Genomic DNA, 18,728 nt, shown 5'->3' on the forward strand with positions numbered 1-18,728 from the left:
ACTGTGAAAAAGACTGGACCTGAAGCAAAACTCCTCGTAGTGGATGACGAGCCAAACATTCGTGAGCTCCTCTCCACCTCCCTGCGTTTCGCGGGTTTCGACGTCGTCGCTGCCGCCAACGGCCGCGAAGCGCTGGCCGCTGCAGAGACCCATAACCCCGACCTGGCAGTACTCGATGTCATGTTGCCGGACATGGATGGTTTCACAGTGACCCGCCGGCTTCGTGCCGCCGGACGGCACTTCCCCGTTGTGTTCCTCACCGCTCGAGACGACACCGACGATAAGGTCACCGGGCTGACCGTGGGCGGCGACGATTACGTCACCAAACCGTTCAGCCTCGATGAGGTGGTGGCCCGGATCCGTGCCGTCCTCCGCCGCACCCAGCCCATGGACGATGACGACGCCGTGATCCGCGTGGACGATCTGGAGCTCGACGACGACGCCCACGAGGTACGCCGGGCGGGTGAGGTCATCGATCTCTCCCCCACCGAGTTCAAGCTGCTGCGCTACCTGATGATGAACCCTAACCGGGTGCTCTCGAAGGCCCAGATCCTCGATCATGTGTGGGAGTACGACTTCAACGGGGATGCCTCGATTGTCGAGTCCTACATCTCCTATCTGCGGCGCAAGATCGACAAGAACCCTGACGCGGTGGCCCTGATCCAGACCAAGAGGGGCGTCGGCTATCTGCTGCGTACCTCTGACAAGCGGTAGGTACCGGCCCACGTGATTGATCGGTGGAAAGCCGCATCGCTGCGCACCCAACTGGTGGCCACCATGACTCTGCTCATGGTGGTCACTGTTGCGATTACCGGCATTGTCACGGTCTCGATGCTGCGCGGCAGCCTGATTGAGCAGATGGATCTGGATATCCGGGCCAACGCCGACGCCGTGGCGCAAAACATCCTTCCCGACGGTGCCACCGATGGAACCTTGCTACGGTTCTACGGCGAGCTCAGGGACGTGGACGGCCAGAAGCTCAGGGGAACCCTGTCCGAGGAATCGGCGGACTTCCCGGTCATCCCCGAAATTCCGGTCGAGGAAGTGTCCGCCCGGGAGCAGAAGGGCTTTACGGTGCCAGGGAGCGCTCCCGGCAGCCCTGGCTGGCGGGTGAAGCTCTATGCACTGAGCAACGGCCAGGGCAGCGTGGCCATTGCTTCGAGCCTGGCTACGGTCAACAAATCACTGGAGGAAGCCGGGCAGATCATCTTCTTCGTCGGCCTCGGGGCGACGATGGTGGCCAGCGGTATCGCCTTCGTTGCCGTAACCCGTCAGTTCAGGCCGCTGGGTCGGGTGGAACGGACTGCTGCGGCGATCGCCGCCGGCGACCTTTCCCGACGCGTCGAGGTAGAACGGCCGGCCACTGAGGTGGGGAGGTTGTCGCGTTCACTCAACGCCATGCTCGCCCATATCGAGACAGCGTTCTCGGCCCGAACGGAATCCGAACGCAAGATGCGTCGTTTCGTCGCTGACGCGTCCCACGAACTGCGTACCCCGCTCGTAACTATCAGAGGGTTCTCGGAACTGTACCGGCACGGAGCGCTGCAGAACGACGACGACGTGCGGGCGGCGATGGGCCGGATCGAAAGTGAAGCCAAGCGGATGGGTGAGCTGGTTGAGGACCTGCTGACGCTCGCCAGGATCGACGAACAGCGCCCGCTGGAATCCGAACCTCTGGACCTGGTCATTCTCGGCAATGATGCAGCGCTCGATGCCCGTGCGATTGCCCCTGATCGTGAAATCACCGTCATTGGTCTGGACGGCGGTCCTGCGCATTCGGCACCAACTGTTGGGGACGAGGCCAGGCTCCGTCAGGTCGTGGCCAACCTCATGACGAATGCTTTGCGGTACACCCCCGATGGCACCCCGATCGAAGTCGCGATTGGTGTGGCGCCGGTGATCCACGGTCGGATGGACACGGTGATCGAGGTCAGGGACCACGGCCCGGGCATCTCCGAGGAAGACGCGGCGCGGGTTTTCGAGCGGTTCTACCGCGCCGACTCATCCCGCTACCGCGAGACCGGCGGCACCGGCCTGGGGCTGGCGATTGTTGCTGCCCTGGTGGCCCAGCATGACGGCTCTGTGCGGTTGGAGGAGACCTCCGGCGGCGGAGCCACCCTGTCCATCCGGCTGCCGTATAGCGCCCTCGAATCGGATGACTCCTCCTCCACAGCCTTTTAGGCATGGGCGCTGCCCACTTTTCCGGCTTTCCCTCCCCAAACCCCTGAGCGCTCGGCCTAGGGTCGAAGCTAACCAGCAATGGTCCGGGAGTGGCCGTCAATGAGGAGGAAGCACATGGCAAACTTTCAGGTCGACACAGATGCACTCGCCGCAAAGGGCAGCGAAGTGCAGGGAACCATCGGCCGGCTGCAGTCCGAGGTGAATACGATGCAGGCGGGCCTGCTGGAACTGGAGATGCTGTGGAAGGGGCAGGCCGCCGCGAATTTCCAACAGGCGGTGGCTCAATGGCGTGCCACCCAGGCCCGGGTAGAGGAGTCGTTGGCGGAGATCAATCATGCCTTGACGGTGGCCACCCAGCAATACGCCGACGCCGAACTGAGCAATGCGCGGATGTTCCTGTACTGAGCCTGGACTACCCTCCCGCCCACGGTGACCGGCAGGCCGAGCTTCCCGGTTAACGCCGGAAGGACGGCACCCCGTGAGGGTACCGTCCTTCCAGATTCAGCAAGGCGAGGTGGTGACACCTCGCCGGTGGGGACTAGAAGCCGCCCATACCGCCCATGCCGCCCATTTCGTCGCCGCCGCCGCCGCCGGCTGGAGCCTTTTCAGGCTTGTCAGCTACTACGGCTTCGGTGGTGAGGAACAGACCAGCAATGGATGCCGCGTTCTGCAGTGCAGAGCGGGTGACCTTTACGGGGTCGTTGACTCCGGCTGCCAGCAGGTCTTCGTACACGCCGGTTGCTGCGTTCAGGCCGTGGCCTGCAGGCAGTCCGCGGACCTTGTCGACAACGACGCCTGGCTCAAGGCCGGCGTTGAAGGCGATCTGCTTCAGAGGAGCGTCGATGGCAACGCGAACAATGTTCGCGCCGGTTGCCTCGTCGCCTTCGAGCTGCAGTGATGCGAAAGCCTTGGCGCCGGCCTGGATGAGAGCAACGCCGCCACCGGCGACGATTCCCTCTTCGACTGCTGCCTTGGCGTTGCGGACTGCGTCCTCAATGCGGTGCTTGCGCTCCTTGAGCTCAACCTCGGTTGCAGCTCCGGCCTTGATGACTGCAACGCCGCCGGCCAGCTTGGCCAGACGTTCCTGCAGCTTCTCGCGGTCGTAGTCGGAGTCGGAGTTCTCGATCTCGGCGCGGATCTGGCTGACGCGTCCGGCGATCTCTTCGGCGTTGCCTGCACCTTCGACGATGGTGGTCTCGTCCTTGGTGACAACAACCTTGCGTGCGCTACCCAGAAGGTCGAGGGTGGCGTTCTCAAGCTTGAGGCCAACTTCTTCGGCGATAACCTGGCCACCGGTGAGGATAGCGATGTCAGCCAGCTGGGCCTTGCGGCGGTCACCGAAGCCTGGAGCCTTGACGGCTACCGACTTGAACGTGCCACGGATCTTGTTGACCACCAGGGTAGCCAGCGCTTCGCCTTCGATGTCTTCGGCGATGATCAGCAGGGGCTTGCCTGACTGCATGACCTTCTCAAGAACCGCTACGAGGTCCTTGACGTTGGATATCTTGGAGTTGACGATCAGGATGTACGGATCTTCAAGTACCGTTTCCTGGCGCTCTGCGTCGGTAACGAAGTAGCCGGAGATGTAGCCCTTGTCGAACCGCATGCCCTCGGTGAGCTCGAGCTCAAGGCCGAAGGTGTTGGATTCTTCAACGGTGATAACGCCTTCTTTGCCGACCTTGTCCAGCGCTTCAGCGATCAGATCGCCGATCTGCTGGTCACCGGCAGAGATGGAAGCCGTTGCAGCGATCTCTTCCTTGGTTTCGATTTCCTTGGCGGAAGCCAGCAGCTCGCGAGTGACGGCTTCAACAGCCTTCTCGATGCCGCGCTTCAGGCTCAGTGGATCGGCGCCAGCAGCAACGTTCCGCAGGCCTTCCTTGACCAGTGCCTGTGCAAGGACGGTGGCGGTGGTGGTACCGTCGCCGGCGACGTCGTCAGTCTTTTTGGCGACTTCCTTAACCAGCTCTGCGCCGATCTTTTCGAACGGGTCGTCCAGTTCGATCTCCTTGGCGATGGATACACCATCGTTGGTGATCGTGGGGGCGCCCCACTTCTTTTCCAGGACGACGTTGCGGCCACGTGGGCCCAGCGTTACCTTGACGGCGTCGGCGAGGATGTTGAGTCCGCGCTCAAGGCCGCGGCGTGCCTCTTCATCAAAAGAAATGATCTTGGCCATAGTGGCTTAGGTCCTTTCGGGGACAGTACTGCTTATCAGCAAACTTATGCTCACCGGCTGCGGTGCCCGCGACGGACGGGTATCAGCAGGACGATCTCTTTACGTCCCGCCACGACCCTCACCACAGTGGTGTGCTTGTCACATCCAACCCCGCCAACAATTAGCAGTCAGCGGCTTAGAGTGCTAACTCAATAATTAGCACTCTGGCTGCCTGAGTGCAAGTGAAGACCCTCCCACTGGGCACGGGTGACGCCGTACACCACCGAGTCATAAATGGCACCACGGACCACTCGTGCGTCGCGGAACCGTGCCTCCTACTCAATGCCTATTGGAATCCGGGGCCGACAACCACTGTGATGCTCGAAGACACTTCGGTGGTTTCGACCAGGGTGGGGATGCCGAGGATGCCGGCTACTTCCTGTGCCGCTGCAAGCTGGGAGGCGTTGTTGTAGAAGATCACTGAGGTCTGGGGCGGCGCTCCGCCCCAGTCTGCGATCTGGCCCACAGTCCAGCCACCAGCCGTGACCCGGCCGGCTGCCGAACTGGCCAATCCGCCGATGCCCGTTGAGTTGTAGACGTTTACTGCCTGGGCCCGGTCGATCGCTGCCGGTTCCTCGCTGGGAGTGGGTTCAGCCTCGGTGGGCTCATCAGTGGGAGCCCCTGTTGGGGCTTGGGTCGCCGGATTGGACGGGGTCGGCTCGGGCTCGGAAGCGTCGTCGTCGGCCGGGGCAGGCGACGCGTTCGAGGTGGTCTCGGCGACCGGCGCGGTGGTGGTCTGGCTGGCGGATGACTCCGTCTGGCCAATGCCAAGACGGGGAAGAATAAAGTAGGCGGCCAGCCCGACGGCGAGCGCGAGTACCCCAACCAAGATTTTCAACGCCAGCCCACTGGACCGCGGAGGAACCAGTCTTTCCCGGTGAACGCCCTGCCGCGATGCGGATTCAGGGATCTTGTCGAACTCGTCCCGGGGGTACTGGCTCATAGTTATGCGTCATCCTTGGGTTTTGGCGCTGTAAAGGGTTCGCCGGGAGCGTTCAGATGTCAGCGCCGAGGCGGCGGGCTGAGCGCGCGCGCTGACGCGATGTACGTAGTCTACGCAGTCGCTTGACCAGCATCGGATCGTGAGCCAATGCTGCCTCGGTGTCGATCATGGCGTTGAGGATTTGGTAGTAGTGGGTAGCCGACAGGTCGAACAGTTCGCGGATGGCTTGTTCCTTGGCCCCTGAGTACTTCCACCACTGGCGTTCAAGGGCGAGCATTTGCTGCTCGCGGTCTCCCAGCACAGACGCCTGACGGTGACCCTCCGGATCAGGGTGTACCGCACTGTCAGCGCGCACCGCATCAGTCACTGCCTATCGCCCCTTAGTTGAAGGCAGCTTAGTGGAACGCTGCCGTTGACCTTCATGGTAATTGGGAATAACACGGTTGTCATTTGGCGGGCTCGGGCACAAGGATGGGAGGGTGTCCGAATACCAGAGCGCCCTCTTCCCCGAGCCAGCCCCCTCCCCCACGGCGTCCCCGATCCGGGACGGCTCGAAATTCCCGTTCGCCGCCCCCGTTCCGGTGGCCGACGTCGTTCATCCGTCCTGGGCTGCCGCGCTGGCGCCGATCGAGCCGCAACTGCACCTGCTCGCCGATCGGCTCCGCACGGAAGTCGACGGCGGACACGAGATCCTGCCGCCAGCCGAGCACATCCTCCGGGCGTTCAGTTACCCGATGGATCAGGTCAAGGTGCTGATCCTGGGTCAGGACCCGTACCCGACGCCGGGGCACGCCGTCGGGCTGTCCTTCTCGGTAGCGGGAAGCACCCGACCGCTTCCACGGAGCCTCGCCAATATCTATCGGGAACTCGCTGCCGACACCGGCACGTCGGTTCCTGCGCACGGCGACCTGTCGGGGTGGGCCGAGCAGGGAGTGCTGCTGCTGAACCGGGTCCTGACGGTGCGGGCCGGCGGCGCGGCGTCACACCGCAGACTGGGCTGGGACGTAGTGACCGATACAGCGGTGGAAGCCCTGGTTGCCAGAAACCTACCTCTGGTTGCGGTGCTGTGGGGCAGGGACGCCCAGCAGATCAAGCTCCTGCTCGGCAGCACTCCGGTGATCGAGTCAGTGCACCCGAGCCCGCTGTCGGCGTCGCGAGGGTTCTTCGGCAGCCGGCCCTTTACCCGGGTCAACACGTTCCTGGTGGAGCAGGGCGCCGAACCGGTGGACTGGCAGTTGCGCTGACTTACCGGCGCCGGTTCCGGCGTTCGTTACTGCTGACTCCCTTGGTCAGCGGACGGGCGAGGTTGTCACCCAGCACCACGCCGCCGGCAATGGCAAGAATGATCGTCAACGCATTGAACAGGCTGTTGGTGCCAGCCCCAATCAGCTCGGTTTCGATCGTCAAGCCGTACATCGACCTGAACACCATCAGGCCCGGGTAGAGGAACATGACCGCCGGAACTGCCACGACCAGCTGGGGTGCGCCCATCCGCAACGCCACCATTCTCGCGAGCATCCCGATCAGCACTGCGGCGATTGCCGGGGCTAGGCGGTAGCCCACGCCCAGGCTGACCACCAGCGAGTACAGCAGGAAACCGGTGACACCGATCAGGGCCGTGGGGAGCAGGAGTTTCATGTCGGTCTGTTCTGCGACTCCGATCATGGCGACGGCGATCAGCACCAGCGCTGCCGCCACCGGCAGCGGATACATTGACCCTTCGGTCGTCAGCGCCAGCTCTGGCACCCCCACCAATGCGCCAACGACCAACGCGACGGCGATCCCGGAGATGATCGCGGCAAACACGAGGAACGCTGATAGATACCTGCCCGCCGCGGTGACCGGGAATCCGTTGATCGCGTCCTGGGTTGCGGAGACGAGCCGGCCAGTCGGCAGCAATAGCAGGATTCCGCCCACCACCACGAACGACGGCGCAATGCCGATATCGAGCCACCAGAAGAACATCGCGATGATCGTGACCATACCCGAGGCGGTAGCTACCGAGAAGAACTCAGGAACCCGCCACTTCCCCAACTGACGCAAGAGGAGGTCGACGCCGATGCAGCTGGCAAAGCTGATCAGCGACTCCAACGGTCCGCCACCAATGAAACTCACGATGGCAGCCCCGAAGACACCGAAGGCAGCCGTCACCATCCACCGGGGAAAGGGTTTCGGCTTGTGGGTGATCTCGTCGAGCCGAGCTGCAGCTTCGATCCGCGAGGTTCCGCCGTTGACGACGTCGGTCACCAACTGATGCACCTTCAGCAGGCCGGCGTAGTTATTGGTCCAGGAACGAACCACCCGCAGCACGGTGACTGGGGTCTGGTCCTTGGCCGAATAGTTCAGGATGACCGACTGGTTGGTGATGTCCACTTCAATGTTGTCCAGCCCAAAGGCTGCGGTGACCGCGATGATGCTGGTTTCGACCTCAAGGGCGCCGGCGCCGTACCGGAACATCGTTTCGGCCAGGCTCAGCGCGAAATCAAGGGTTCGTCGCGCGTTGATGTCCGGCCCGGAAACCTGGATGGTGGGATTGGCATAGGGGCTGCCAGCCAGCCGTTCAACGATGCTCATCGCCTGGGTGGGCGGAGTCTCCCCCTGCACCAGTCGGCGGAGTACCTTCCTGGCTGCGGCATTCGAGCGGTCGGGGCGCACCGAACGGGGCGTGGTCGGCAGCGCATCGGTGGGCGTCGAGTAGGTCCTGCGATCCGGCTTGTTATTTGCCGGACGTGGGCGGGACTTGGGCTTGGCTCCGGAAGACCTGCCAGGCTTGCCAGCCGATCCCGAGCGGCCTGCGTATCCCGGGCCCCCAGGGGTGCCGGGCAGCGAATGAACCGGACGTGCTGCGGGCTGGGCAACGCTGGCCGGGGTCCCCGCGGTGGGAACGATCGGCAGCTGTTCGGCTACCGGCGCAGGGTTGGTGTTGGGGTTGCGGCCGTCGTCGGCCTCGGTCTTCTCTCCCATGGAATTCACCCCTTCATCCGGTGCGCCCGCAGGGAGCGGGAGTGTTTGTTTAGTAGAACGGTTGCTGGTGTCGGCGCCAGTAGATTTGTCGAGCGACCTTCTCGCCGATCACGTTCCAGAGTCGATACTTCCACGCGCTGAGCGGTAGGTCATAACAGCCGACGAAGTCCGTCACAGTCTTGGTGAAGCTGGTCTTGAACAGACCCAACCCATGGTGCTGATGGGTGGGGTCCTTGAGCCGGTCGCTGGGCGGAGTGCCGCAGAAATCGTATTCAACTATCCCGAACTCTTCCTTGAGGTCAGTGATCGCCTGCCACTGCACCAAATGGGAGTCACCATACTGGGATCGTTTGGGCTTGGACCCGCCGTCCTTGTAAGTGCCTTTGAGCCCGTAGTTGATGACGAACGCGCCAACGGCGGGTTTGCCATCTTCGTAGACGAAGTACAGGCGACCCTGGCCAGCGTCGGCGAAGTTCCGCCAAAACCGGCTGTAGTACTGGTAGGAGCGGAGCTTGGCGGCCGATCGATCCTCGATGTGGGCCATCAGCTGGTACATCTGGCGAAAGTTTTCGTCAGTGGGTTCCATCCGGCGCACTTCGACGCCTTCACGGCTGGCACGACGTACAGCGTTGCGGCCGCGCGAATGCAGGTTGCGCAGCAGTTGGTTCGGTTCTGGGGTGGTGTCCAGGATCGCAGTGTGGTCGTTGGGCTGCAGATCGAAGGTTTTGATCAGGCCCGCGTTGAGAAACAGCCGGTCGACGTCGTCGTCGGCAGGGATGTCGGGCTCCACCTTCACTGCGAACACATTGTGACGCCCGGTTCGGACCAGGTCCCGGCAAGCGTCAAGCACCGCCGGCACATGGGCAGGATCGGCAACGTCAGGGCCCTTGATGAGATACCAGAGGGCGCCCAGCAGAGGCAGCCGCTTTTCGATCACCAGGTTGTAGGTGGTGTACTCGGCGCTTTCAAAGACCAGGAACCGGGGAGTCCAGCCGTGCTGAGACTTCACATCGGCGAAGGATGCCGACTGGAGCATGTTTCCCCCGTTAGGGTTCGACGTCACCAACGCGTCCCAGTTGTCCCGCTCCTCGGCCGTGGCTAGACGCGCGGTGAACTTAACCAAAATCCCTCAATCAGTGGTGGTGAAACAAAGACAATTCAGTGTACCGGTTGGCCCTGTTTGCCTCGGTCAGCTTCGCCACTGTCTGGCCACCGCGCCGCAAATCGTCACCTTAGGCAACGACACTGCAGTGTGATCCACCTCATTCCTCGAGTGGTGCCCTAGCATCGAATGTATGGACTATCGATACCTCGGAAACAGTGGATTCAAGATCTCGGAAATCACCTACGGCAACTGGTTGACCCACGGATCGCAGGTGGAGAACGACGTCGCCACCCAGTGTGTGCGCGCAGCCCTGGATGTGGGCATCACCAGTTTCGACACGGCAGATGTGTACGCCAACACCGCCGCCGAAACGGTGCTCGGCGAAGCCCTGAAGGGCGAGCGGCGCCAGTCTCTGGAGATCTTCACCAAGGTGTGGGGGCCCACCGGGCCGAAGGGGCCAAACGACGTCGGGCTCTCCCGTAAGCACATCATGGAGTCAATCAACGGTTCGCTGGAGCGCCTGCAGACCGACTATGTGGACTTGTACCAGGCGCACCGTTACGACTACCAGACGCCGCTGGAAGAGACGATGCAGGCGTTCGCGGACATCGTTCGCCAGGGCAAGGCCCTGTACATCGGTGTCAGCGAATGGGATGCCCGCCAGATCCGCGCCGGGCATGCGCTGGCCAAGGAACTCGGCTTCCAGCTGATCTCCAACCAACCTCAGTATTCGATGCTGTGGCGGGTCATTGAGGAGGAAGTGGTTCCCGTGTCCGAGGAGCTGGGGTTGTCCCAGATTGTCTGGTCACCGGTGGCGCAGGGCGTGTTGACCGGCAAGTACCAGCCAGGTGGCACCCCTGAGGAAGGATCGCGGGCCGCTGATGACAAGGGCGGCTCGAACATGATCGAGCGGTGGATGTCCGACGAGACACTCACCGGAGTGCAGAAGCTCCAGCCGATCGCCGATGAGGTTGGGCTCACCATGGCACAACTGGCTATCGCCTGGGTGCTGCAAAACAAGAACGTTGCTGCAGCGATCATCGGCGCGTCGAAGCCTGAGCAGGTCAAGTCAAATGCTGTGGCATCGGGAGTGACCCTCGACGCTGCTGTCATGGCCAAGATTGACGATGCGGTTGGTTCGATGGCGGAGACCGATCCGGCGAAAACTGTTTCGCCTGAGCAGCGGCCCGTATGAGGCTCGCGGTAACCGGTGCCACCGGCAAATTGGGCCGCACGGTCACCTCGGTTCTGAGAGCCGCGGGGCATGAGGTTATTGGTATGGACGTGCAGGGGGAACGTGGTCCTGGCTTCGTGAAGATCGACCTGACCAACTATGGACACGTCATTGATGCCTTCATGGGTGTCGACGATCAACATACCGGCTTCGACGCCGTCGTTCATCTGGCGGCCATTCCCGCTCCCGGCATCTACGCAGATGCTGCGACCTTCCACAACAACATGCCGGCCACCTACAACGTGTTCCAGGCCTGCCGCCGGGCTGGAATCAAGAAGGTTGTGTACGCGTCCAGCGAGACCGTACTGGGGCTACCCTTCGACGAGGACCCGCCCTACATCCCCGTCGACGAGAAGTACACCGCACGGCCGGAAAGCACCTACTCGCTGGTCAAACACCTAGAAGAGCAGATGGCGATCCAGCTGACGCGGTGGGATCCCGAGTTGAGCATTACCGCGCTGCGGTTCTCGAACGTCATGGACCCCGAGGATTATGCGAAGTTCCCTTCTTTCGATGCCGACGCTATGGCTCGGAAGTGGAATCTCTGGGGGTACATTGACGGTCGCGACGGCGCGCAGGCCGTGCAACGGGCGTTGGAAAACGCAGGGCCGGGCTTCGACACGTTCATCATCGCCGCAGCTGACACGGTGATGAGCCGCTCCAGCGCATCACTCGCTGCCGAGGTGTTCCCGGACGTCGAGGTGGTCAAGGACGTGGGCGAGCACGAGACGTTGCTGTCCATTGATCATGCCCGCAGCGTGCTCGGCTTCGATCCTCAGCACAGTTGGCGGGATCACGTCGGCTAGCTGAACCCGTGAAAAGCCGCCCAGCGACGCCGGGCGGCTTTTTCATGAGTTCAGGGTTTCGGAACCTACGAGGGGCCCGCCTCACCTGCATAGCCTTGGCCCCTATGACCTCGACACATCACGCTGGCCGCGAAGAATCAGCCTGCAAAAAAACTTCGAGAAAGTTTTTTCCGGGCCCCCTATTTTCCCCTCATACTGTCGGTGCTCGATGATGGAATTGGGGTATGAAAAGCAGTGCAGCTTCTGCTCCCGGATCGGGAATCCCTCCCGAATCCGGCGCGGATTCCGCCTCGACCAGCGGGCCCGCGAACACGGCCACGGGGTCTACTGCGGGAACTCACGCCGGGGCTTCCGCGGCGTCTTCCTCCGGGGCTTCTGTTGGGTCTTCTGCTGGGTATGGTCCGGAGGGACCGCTAGGCGTGGACGCGGTGTGGACAGCACCCACTGTTGAACCGCCGGAGTCGGAGGCTGAGGCTGCGGGTTCGACCGATGCGGATGATGAGGCATCGGATTTTTGGGGAATGGCCTTCGTGCCCGGCGAGCGGGTGCGCTCCAGCGACGAACCTCCCGCCCTGACCGGCCAACTCGGGCTCGCCGCCCCGGCCGGCCTTGACTCTGCCCAGGTCTTGGATGCGTTGAATGACGTCGCCGAGGCGCGGTCATGGCTCGATGCCCAGGAAGCGAAACTGGTTACCCGGATCCTGGACCTGCAAACCGAGCAAACCCGTTGCGGCCGCGGGGCTTTCGGGTTTGAGAAAACCCTGGCCGCAGCCGAGATCGGCGCCACGTTGCACCTGCCGGAGCGGACCGCCGGGTTCCTGGTCGAACACAGCACCCTGCTGACCCGCCACTACCCGGCCACGTTGAACGCGTTAGAGGACGGCAGACTCTCACGCCGCCATGCCTGGGCCGTTGTCGAAGAAGCCACAGACATGCCCGACACCGACCCCGCTCTCGCCGCCGCCTATGAAACCAGGCTGATCGCGTTGGCCGGTCAGACCACCGTGACGAAGTTCTGCCGCCAGGCCCACCGGTTACGCGAAAAACTTCACCCCGAACCCATCAGTAGCCGGCACCGGAAAGCTCTCCGGGAACGCGAGGTGGTCCTGAACCCCGCCCACGACGGGATGGCCTGGCTCGCCGCGTACCTACCCACCGAACACGCGGCCGGGATCTTCCACCGGGTCGACACCGCAGCCCGGGCCCTGCAAGGACCCGACGAGGCCAGGACTCTCACCCAGCTCAGGGCCGACGTTCTGGTGGATGTCCTCACCAGTGCCGGACCCACCGGACACATGAGCGGCCCGGCCAAAGGGACCAGCGGGACCGAATCCTCCGGGCCCGAAGATTCCGTGCCCAGGAGCGATTTTGAACCCGGCAGGGGCGGCAACGATCATGACGGCGACGACGGGTCCAACGGGTCCAACGGTGGCAGCGGGTCCAGCCAGCCGCGGGAGGCCAGCACGTATTGGGGTGTGCAGGCGAAGGTGTTTGTCACCGTCCCGGTGATGACTCTCCTCGGCGGGGATACCCCGGGTGAATTGGAAGGCTACGGGCCGATTGATCCCGAGACCGCCCGGAAGCTCGCCGGGCACGCACCATCGTTCACCAGGATCCTCACCCACCCCTTTACCGGGGCCAGGTTAGGAGCTGATGCGACCACGTACCGGGTCCCGCAGGACCTGAAGGATGCGGTCCGGGTTAGGGATGGGACGTGTCGGCATCCGGGGTGTAACCGGTTGGCGGTGTTCTGCGAACTCGACCACACCACCCCCTGGTCCCAAGGCGGCAAAACGTCCTACGGGAACCTGGCGGCCCTGTGTAAACGTCACCACATGTTCAAAACCGAAGGCTACTGGCACTACCAACAACCCGAGCCCGGGACCATCATCGCGATCTCGCCTGCCGGTGAAACCTACCTCACCACCGCCGACCCACCACCAGCCCCACCAGCCGACATGCCCCCGCCCTTCTAGAAGCACCCATTGAGCCAGCACCGCCCCCTGGGCAGCCCCAGCGTGCCTAGCAGCTCCGCCCCAGACGTGAGATCTGGTGATTCAAAAAGCCGTCGGCCCACCACATGTCACCTCTGGCCGGGTGGGTGCGGCCAGAGGATGCGGGGCTCTGGCGGGCGGGTGCGGCCAGAGGATACGGGGCTGGGCTGGACGGGGCGCGGCCAGGGGTGCGGCGCAGCCAGAGGCGGGGCGCGAAGCTCTACCGCAGCGCGGAAGTCGCCGCTCCTGCATGGCTGCGGGAGCGCACCCTGATGATGACTGTTGCAAGCAGGACGATTGCCGCCACGACGGCGGCAGCGATCGACGTCGTCGCCGATTCCATGTCGCCGCTGGTGCGCCCAACCGCGATCCAGGTGAGTCCCCAACCAATAGCCGCCGCGACGGCGAGACGACCCTTGCCTTTGAGCGCCAGCCCTAGGCCAACCAGTGCAACGACGGCAAGGATAGCGACAGCCCAAACTTCTTTGTTCAAGCCAAACCCGTCGAAGCCTGCAGCGGTCAGCGCTGCAGCGATGTTCGCGCACACCGCTACGCAGACCCAGCCAAGATACAGGCCCAGCGTGCCATCGACAATCACTGCCTCAGGCCACGATGATGCTGGCCGGCCGCTGTAGCGCAGAAATAAGACGGTCAGGACTGCAAGCAGCACCAGAATCACCGGCACACTCGCATTGAGCCACCCGGCCTGGATGCTCAGAATCCAGACCGCGTTCAACACCATTGACACTGCGACCATCCAGCCGAGCGATCGTTGCCGCTGCGCGGATCGCTGTGACGGCAACCATTGCCAGACGGTGTAAGCCACCAAGCCCGCGTACACCACTGACCAGATGGAAAATGCAGCACTCGCCGGGGCCAGAAGGGTGGCATCCGTGCCCAATGCCCCGCCAGCTGCCTCTGCGATGGGCGTCCCGCCGAAGACTCCGACACCGATCATCGATCCCACCAGGCAGAAGATCAAGCTGGCAGTGACAGCTATCTGGCGATACAGGTCAGCGCTGGTCTTTTCCTTGCTTGATGTGTGGGTTCTCATACCTCTATTGAACCGGTCTGACCGCGATAAAACTATCTCCTCCGCCAAGAGGTCAGTAGGCTGGGTAGTTCACGTGTTGACTCGAAAGGTGCATGTCATGACTGAATCAAACCTCCCCGAAGAGGAACTGAGTATCACCGACGCAATCGATACAGCGGAAGCCGAGGAGCTGGATCCGGTGGCTTCGGGACAGCCCGACAACTACCCGGGAGCTGCGGAAGACAACCCTGACCAGTGGCGAAACGACCCGCTACTTCAGGACGAGCCGGCTGCGACGGTGACCGCGGAAGGCACCGTTGCTGAGCAGGTACTGCGCGATGGATCTGAGGGCGACGACGCCGTACCGACGCTGGGCGAAGCCGCCGCGGACGTCGATTTCGGCGATCCCGCTGACGAATCAGAGATCGATGGCAGCGACGACAGCGCCAACCTTGGCGGTTCGCCCCTCAGCCATGCCGATGAGGATCTGCTGGGCCACTAGCCGTCACACCCGATCCTCACGCTGCATCGTCGACAGACCGAGGGGTGGTCCGTCGACGGCGCAGTGGAGAAGTCTTCTGGTGGTTAGCCTTCGCATTCCCGGCAGAACAGGAGGTCGCCCTTCTGGCGGGCAACCTGGCTGCGGTGGCGGACCAGGAAACAGGAGGAGCAGGTGAACTCATCATCCTGCGGCGGAATTACCTGGATCAGGAGTTCCTCACCCGAAAGATCCGCACCGGGAAGGTCAATCCCTTCGGCAGTGTCGGCATCCTCGACGTCAACTGAAGCCGACTGGGATTTGCTGCCACGGTTAGCCTGAAGGGCTTCGAGGGACTCGGCTTCCTTGTCCTCATCGTTGTTGCGTGGTGCGTCGTAATCCGTTGCCATTCCGGTGCCGTTCTCTTGAAAATCGCTGAAGCTGTGTGGTTGATGCAGCCACCGAGTATAACCATGAAATTCCTGACCAATGTGCAGGAGATATTGTTGCACGATTACGCATAATTGGGCCCCCTCTGAGCATCCCGAAAGGGCCTACGGGGTGACAGCTAGGTAAGCGATATCCGTGGCTAGCTATTCCCGCCTACACGGGCCCCCGGAATAGGTCGGACGTGGACGGGGTTGCCCCTTGCAGAACCTATTTACAACGGAAAGTGCTGCTCGTGACTCTCTTCACCCCGCTCACCATTGGTGCCATGGAACTGCCCAACCGTATCGTCATGGCCCCTCTCACCCGGGTCCGCTCGAGCAGGGAGGGCGTTCCTGGCCCTCTCGTGGTTGAGCACTACCGGCAGCGCGCATCATTGGGGCTGATCGTCACCGAGGGCACTTACCCGAGTGACGCCGGCCGAGGCTTCCCTGGCCAGCCAGGCCTAGTGACAGCGGAACAGTTGGCCGGCTGGCGCAATGTCACTTCTGCTGTGCACGACGCCGGTGGGCGGGTCTTTGCCCAGGTCATGCATGCCGGACGGGTCACACACGAGGCAACCACTGGCGGGCACACGGTCGTTGCTCCGAGCGCTGTGGCGATCAATGGCGAAACCCGAACCTATGATGGCAAGTTGCCGTACCCGATTCCCCACGCCCTGACCACTGACGAACTTCCCGGCGTCATCGAAGAGTTTGTCCAGGCATCACGGAACGCGATCGACGCTGGCATGGATGGTGTTGAGCTTCATGGGGCCAACGGCTACCTCCTCCACCAGTTCATGTTCCCGGAAACCAACCAGCGCGACGACGGTTACGGCGGCTCCCCCGCCAACCGCGCCCGTTTCATGGCCGAGGTAGTCCAGGCGGTAGTTGCAGCGGTCGGCGCCGAGCGGGTGGGACTCCGGATTTCCCCGGGCACCAGCGGCAGGGACGTGCTACCCGCAGATCCCGACGACATCCTCGCTACCTATGGCGCAATGGTCGACGCTATCGCACCCCTCAACCTCGCTTACCTGAGCGTCCTCCACGAAGACCCAGCCGGTTCACTGATCCAGGGACTCCGTTCGCGCTTCGGCGGACCCTTCCTGGTGAACAGCGGCTTCGGCGTGATTACCGACCGTGACGAAGCCGAGAGCATCCTCGCATCCCGGCTCGGAGACGCCGTCGTCGTCGGCCGTCAGGCGATCGCGAACCCGGATCTGGCCCGCCGGTGGCAGGAAGGCCTACCGCTGAACGAGCCCGACCCTGCGACCTACTATTCACACGGCGCCGAGGGATACATCGATTACCCGTTCTACGAGGATGTGCTGGCCGAAGCTACAGCCTAGGAGTCCCGGCCGTCCAGGATATGCACACCCACTCAAGAGAGCTAGCTTGGTAAAACCCTAGGAAGTCATTCGATTTCTCAAATGCATGCTCTCCAGCCGTTGCGTATCCGGGTGTGGTGCGTCACTCTGAGTGGGTACATAAGAACTTCCCCGCATAGGGGTGAGTGGGTGGGGGCCAATTCGCTTCCGCCCCGACGGGTTTTCAAATGCCGGTCAGCTCGCTCAGCGGGGATCTGCCTGGAGCTGCTCGTGACACCTGTCGGACGAATTACTGCCCCGAGAACCCCGGGACCGCGCAAGTCCGCAACGCGGGCAACTCTCGCAGTGTGCGTAGCCGTGGCAGCGGTCTGTGGGTCCGGGTATCAAAGCTCCCTCTCTGGCACGACTGGGCAGTTGGCAGCCGCGGCACCCCACTCTGCCGTGTCGGCAGTTGTGCCTACCGGATGGGTGGGCCGCGAACTGCTAGCCACCCCAACTCCCGGACTGCAGGATTTCCTGGTTCCCGGTCAACCCAACAGCGGTATTGCGTCGGAGGAGGCCAGGGCAGCTGATAACGGGCTTCAGGTCACCAGCGTTCCCTCCGACGGCCCCGCCCGCCCCGGGCCGGGAACACTCATGTCACCGTTGGGAACACTGAGCCCCAGTTCCCCATTCGGCGAGCGCATCAACCCGCTCACCGGCGAGGCGGGCGAGTTCCACTACGGACTGGATTTCGCCGCACCCTGCGGTACGTCAGTTCATGCGGCGGATGCCGGAACGGTACGGGCCGTCGGGTGGCACCCCTGGGGTGGCGGGAATCGAGTGGAGATCGATCACGGCAACGGGCTGATCACCACCTACAACCACCTTGAGGGGATTTCGGTTGAAGCCGGGGCTACCGTTGAAGTCAGCGAGATTCTGGCGACCGTCGGGTCAACCGGGTCCTCAACGGGTTGTCATCTGCATTTTGAAACCATTCGCGATGGGTCCCACGTTGATCCTCGAGGATGGACGCTCACACCGCTGAATCCCGCATCCCAGGTGGGAACACCGGACATGACCTCCTACGCACCGGGTGGGGGTGCATCAAGCAATGCAGTGCCATGGGTAATTGCCATGCCTCACGAGGTGTCACACGATACGGGTGACAGTCGCATCGAAGGGGTGCATGGACCGGCGATTGTTGCCGCGCCAGCAGTTCCGAAGCCTGCTGCCGGCTCGGCCCCGCCACGGCACTCTTACCCGGTTGCTCATGATTCCAAGCCGACTCCCCGACCCACTGCCAGACCATCCGAACCCAAGTTGTCAGAACAGGATAAGCCTCAGCCGGGGCCGTCAAGCCAGAGTCCTTCGAGCCCGAACTCTTCGAGCCCAAGTCCGTCAGCGGCCCCAACGAAACAGGATGAACCTGCACCGTCACAGGATGAACCTGCACCGTCGCCCAGCTCCCCGGGGCCTGAGCCAGAAAATGAAACTACTCCCCCGCCCGCTCCCGGCCCCGAGCCCACACCCCAACCTGAGCCTTCACCCGCTCCTGAACCGGACCCTGACCCAGCTCTGGTCTGCACCGAACCTGAGACAGTCCAGGCTATTGGAAGTGGATCCGGTGAGGACTCGACGCCGGGACACGGCCCCCGACAGGATGCGTCGCCGTTCCCGGTACCGATTCCCGTACCAGTGACCGACGACGAACAGGTTGCCTCCGATGCCTCGGCCACTCCTGTGGATGGCACTACTGAGGCGGATGACGCTATTGAGGAAGAGGCCGGGGACGGCGATCCGGCCGTTCCAGCTCCCCCCTGCGATGGTCAAGAGGAGTCAGACGCCGATTCAAATGGCGAGATAGACGACATGGACAACCACCAGGACACCGTCGTCGTACCGGCAGACGATGCGACCGCGGCAAAACCCTAGACCGTCTGCAAGGTTGGTGATGCCTCATTTGTGGATTTGGCACTCTCTACCTGCATCACGGATGGGGAAAACGAGTATTCCCTACTCGTGACCCGGCGGGTACGT

The 18,728-nt window shown here is 62.8% G+C and carries 17 protein-coding genes; 10 read left to right on the plus strand and 7 right to left on the minus strand.

The annotated features are described in order from the left end of the window. Positions 1-3 precede the first annotated feature (3 nt). From ACX80T_RS13710 to ACX80T_RS13720, 3 genes are all read left to right on the plus strand, one after another. Complete coding sequence (locus ACX80T_RS13710) at positions 4-714, plus strand: response regulator transcription factor (RefSeq protein WP_019483824.1); 711 nt, start codon at positions 4-6, stop codon at positions 712-714. Between the two features lie 12 nt (positions 715-726). Next, positions 727-2,181, plus strand: a complete 1,455-nt coding sequence (locus ACX80T_RS13715; RefSeq protein WP_459304677.1) for a sensor histidine kinase — start codon at positions 727-729, stop codon at positions 2,179-2,181. 114 nt (positions 2,182-2,295) lie between these two features. Beyond that, the gene (locus tag ACX80T_RS13720) at positions 2,296-2,586 is read left to right on the plus strand and encodes a WXG100 family type VII secretion target (protein WP_019483822.1); all 291 of its coding nucleotides are present in this window, start codon (positions 2,296-2,298) and stop codon (positions 2,584-2,586) included. Between the two features lie 133 nt (positions 2,587-2,719). Here ACX80T_RS13720 and groL read toward each other — a convergent pair whose 3' ends face one another. The 3 genes from groL to ACX80T_RS13735 form a co-directional block, all read right to left on the minus strand. Continuing rightward, on the minus strand, positions 2,720-4,357 hold the full coding sequence (groL, locus tag ACX80T_RS13725) for a chaperonin GroEL (protein ID WP_019483821.1): 1,638 nt from the start codon (positions 4,355-4,357) through the stop codon (positions 2,720-2,722). A 325-nt stretch (positions 4,358-4,682) separates the two neighbouring features. Beyond that, complete coding sequence (locus tag ACX80T_RS13730; RefSeq protein ID WP_024477367.1) at positions 4,683-5,339, minus strand: LytR C-terminal domain-containing protein; 657 nt, start codon at positions 5,337-5,339, stop codon at positions 4,683-4,685. A 52-nt stretch (positions 5,340-5,391) separates the two neighbouring features. Continuing rightward, a complete protein-coding gene (locus tag ACX80T_RS13735) occupies positions 5,392-5,694 on the minus strand; it encodes a DUF3263 domain-containing protein (RefSeq protein WP_050995015.1) in 303 nt (100 codons plus the stop codon). A 124-nt stretch (positions 5,695-5,818) separates the two neighbouring features. Between ACX80T_RS13735 and ACX80T_RS13740 the strand changes: the two genes are divergently transcribed. Next, entirely contained in the window at positions 5,819-6,583 is a 765-nt protein-coding gene (locus ACX80T_RS13740) for a uracil-DNA glycosylase (protein ID WP_024477366.1), read from the plus strand. 1 nt (position 6,584) lies between these two features. Here the strand turns inward: ACX80T_RS13740 and ACX80T_RS13745 are convergent, their stop codons facing one another. Together ACX80T_RS13745 and ACX80T_RS13750 are read right to left on the minus strand one after the other, a co-directional pair. Next, on the minus strand, positions 6,585-8,303 hold the full coding sequence (locus ACX80T_RS13745) for a threonine/serine exporter family protein (protein ID WP_019483817.1): 1,719 nt from the start codon (positions 8,301-8,303) through the stop codon (positions 6,585-6,587). Between the two features lie 49 nt (positions 8,304-8,352). Next, a complete protein-coding gene (locus ACX80T_RS13750; protein WP_024477365.1) occupies positions 8,353-9,426 on the minus strand; it encodes a lipid II:glycine glycyltransferase FemX in 1,074 nt (357 codons plus the stop codon). Positions 9,427-9,598: 172 nt separating this feature from the next. On the opposite strand from ACX80T_RS13750, the gene ACX80T_RS13755 reads away from it, so the two are divergent. From ACX80T_RS13755 to ACX80T_RS13765, 3 genes are all read left to right on the plus strand, one after another. Next, positions 9,599-10,603: an aldo/keto reductase family protein gene (locus ACX80T_RS13755; RefSeq protein WP_024477364.1), complete on the plus strand. Its 1,005-nt coding sequence runs from the start codon at positions 9,599-9,601 to the stop codon at positions 10,601-10,603. Further along, positions 10,600-11,448, plus strand: coding sequence for an NAD-dependent epimerase/dehydratase family protein (locus ACX80T_RS13760; protein ID WP_019483814.1), 849 nt, complete (start codon positions 10,600-10,602; stop codon positions 11,446-11,448). The genes ACX80T_RS13755 and ACX80T_RS13760 overlap by 4 nt, the downstream gene beginning before the upstream one ends. Positions 11,449-11,867: 419 nt before the next feature. Beyond that, complete coding sequence (locus ACX80T_RS13765) at positions 11,868-13,424, plus strand: HNH endonuclease signature motif containing protein (RefSeq protein WP_459304678.1); 1,557 nt, start codon at positions 11,868-11,870, stop codon at positions 13,422-13,424. A 238-nt stretch (positions 13,425-13,662) separates the two neighbouring features. On the opposite strand, the gene ACX80T_RS13770 is transcribed toward ACX80T_RS13765, so the two are convergent. Further along, positions 13,663-14,496 carry a hypothetical protein gene (locus ACX80T_RS13770; RefSeq protein WP_024477067.1) on the minus strand — a complete coding sequence of 278 codons (834 nt, stop codon included), beginning with the start codon at positions 14,494-14,496 and terminating at the stop codon, positions 13,663-13,665. Positions 14,497-14,593: 97 nt separating this feature from the next. On the opposite strand from ACX80T_RS13770, the gene ACX80T_RS13775 reads away from it, so the two are divergent. Then, positions 14,594-14,977: a hypothetical protein gene (locus ACX80T_RS13775; RefSeq protein ID WP_024477066.1), complete on the plus strand. Its 384-nt coding sequence runs from the start codon at positions 14,594-14,596 to the stop codon at positions 14,975-14,977. 83 nt (positions 14,978-15,060) lie between these two features. On the opposite strand, the gene ACX80T_RS13780 is transcribed toward ACX80T_RS13775, so the two are convergent. After that, complete coding sequence (locus ACX80T_RS13780) at positions 15,061-15,363, minus strand: DUF4193 domain-containing protein (protein WP_019483350.1); 303 nt, start codon at positions 15,361-15,363, stop codon at positions 15,061-15,063. Between the two features lie 272 nt (positions 15,364-15,635). On the opposite strand from ACX80T_RS13780, the gene ACX80T_RS13785 reads away from it, so the two are divergent. Together ACX80T_RS13785 and ACX80T_RS13790 are read left to right on the plus strand one after the other, a co-directional pair. After that, positions 15,636-16,730: an alkene reductase gene (locus tag ACX80T_RS13785; protein WP_459304680.1), complete on the plus strand. Its 1,095-nt coding sequence runs from the start codon at positions 15,636-15,638 to the stop codon at positions 16,728-16,730. Between the two features lie 432 nt (positions 16,731-17,162). Beyond that, complete coding sequence (locus ACX80T_RS13790) at positions 17,163-18,623, plus strand: M23 family metallopeptidase (protein WP_459304681.1); 1,461 nt, start codon at positions 17,163-17,165, stop codon at positions 18,621-18,623. Positions 18,624-18,728: the final 105 nt, after the last annotated feature.

The sequence above is a fragment of the Arthrobacter sp. Sr33 genome (genome assembly GCF_054511195.1).

What these genes read in the sequence shown, in the direction of transcription:
- ACX80T_RS13780 (WP_019483350.1), bottom strand. Translation starts at nt 15,363, where the DNA reads ATGGCAACGGATTACGACGCACCACGCAACAACGATGAGGACAAGGAA.
- ACX80T_RS13755 (WP_024477364.1), top strand. Translation starts at nt 9,599, where the DNA reads ATGGACTATCGATACCTCGGAAACAGTGGATTCAAGATCTCGGAAATC.
- ACX80T_RS13730 (WP_024477367.1), bottom strand. Translation starts at nt 5,339, where the DNA reads ATGAGCCAGTACCCCCGGGACGAGTTCGACAAGATCCCTGAATCCGCA.
- ACX80T_RS13745 (WP_019483817.1), bottom strand. Translation starts at nt 8,303, where the DNA reads ATGGGAGAGAAGACCGAGGCCGACGACGGCCGCAACCCCAACACCAAC.
- ACX80T_RS13760 (WP_019483814.1), top strand. Translation starts at nt 10,600, where the DNA reads ATGAGGCTCGCGGTAACCGGTGCCACCGGCAAATTGGGCCGCACGGTC.
- ACX80T_RS13720 (WP_019483822.1), top strand. Translation starts at nt 2,296, where the DNA reads ATGGCAAACTTTCAGGTCGACACAGATGCACTCGCCGCAAAGGGCAGC.
- groL (WP_019483821.1), bottom strand. Translation starts at nt 4,357, where the DNA reads ATGGCCAAGATCATTTCTTTTGATGAAGAGGCACGCCGCGGCCTTGAG.
- ACX80T_RS13770 (WP_024477067.1), bottom strand. Translation starts at nt 14,496, where the DNA reads ATGAGAACCCACACATCAAGCAAGGAAAAGACCAGCGCTGACCTGTAT.
- ACX80T_RS13775 (WP_024477066.1), top strand. Translation starts at nt 14,594, where the DNA reads ATGACTGAATCAAACCTCCCCGAAGAGGAACTGAGTATCACCGACGCA.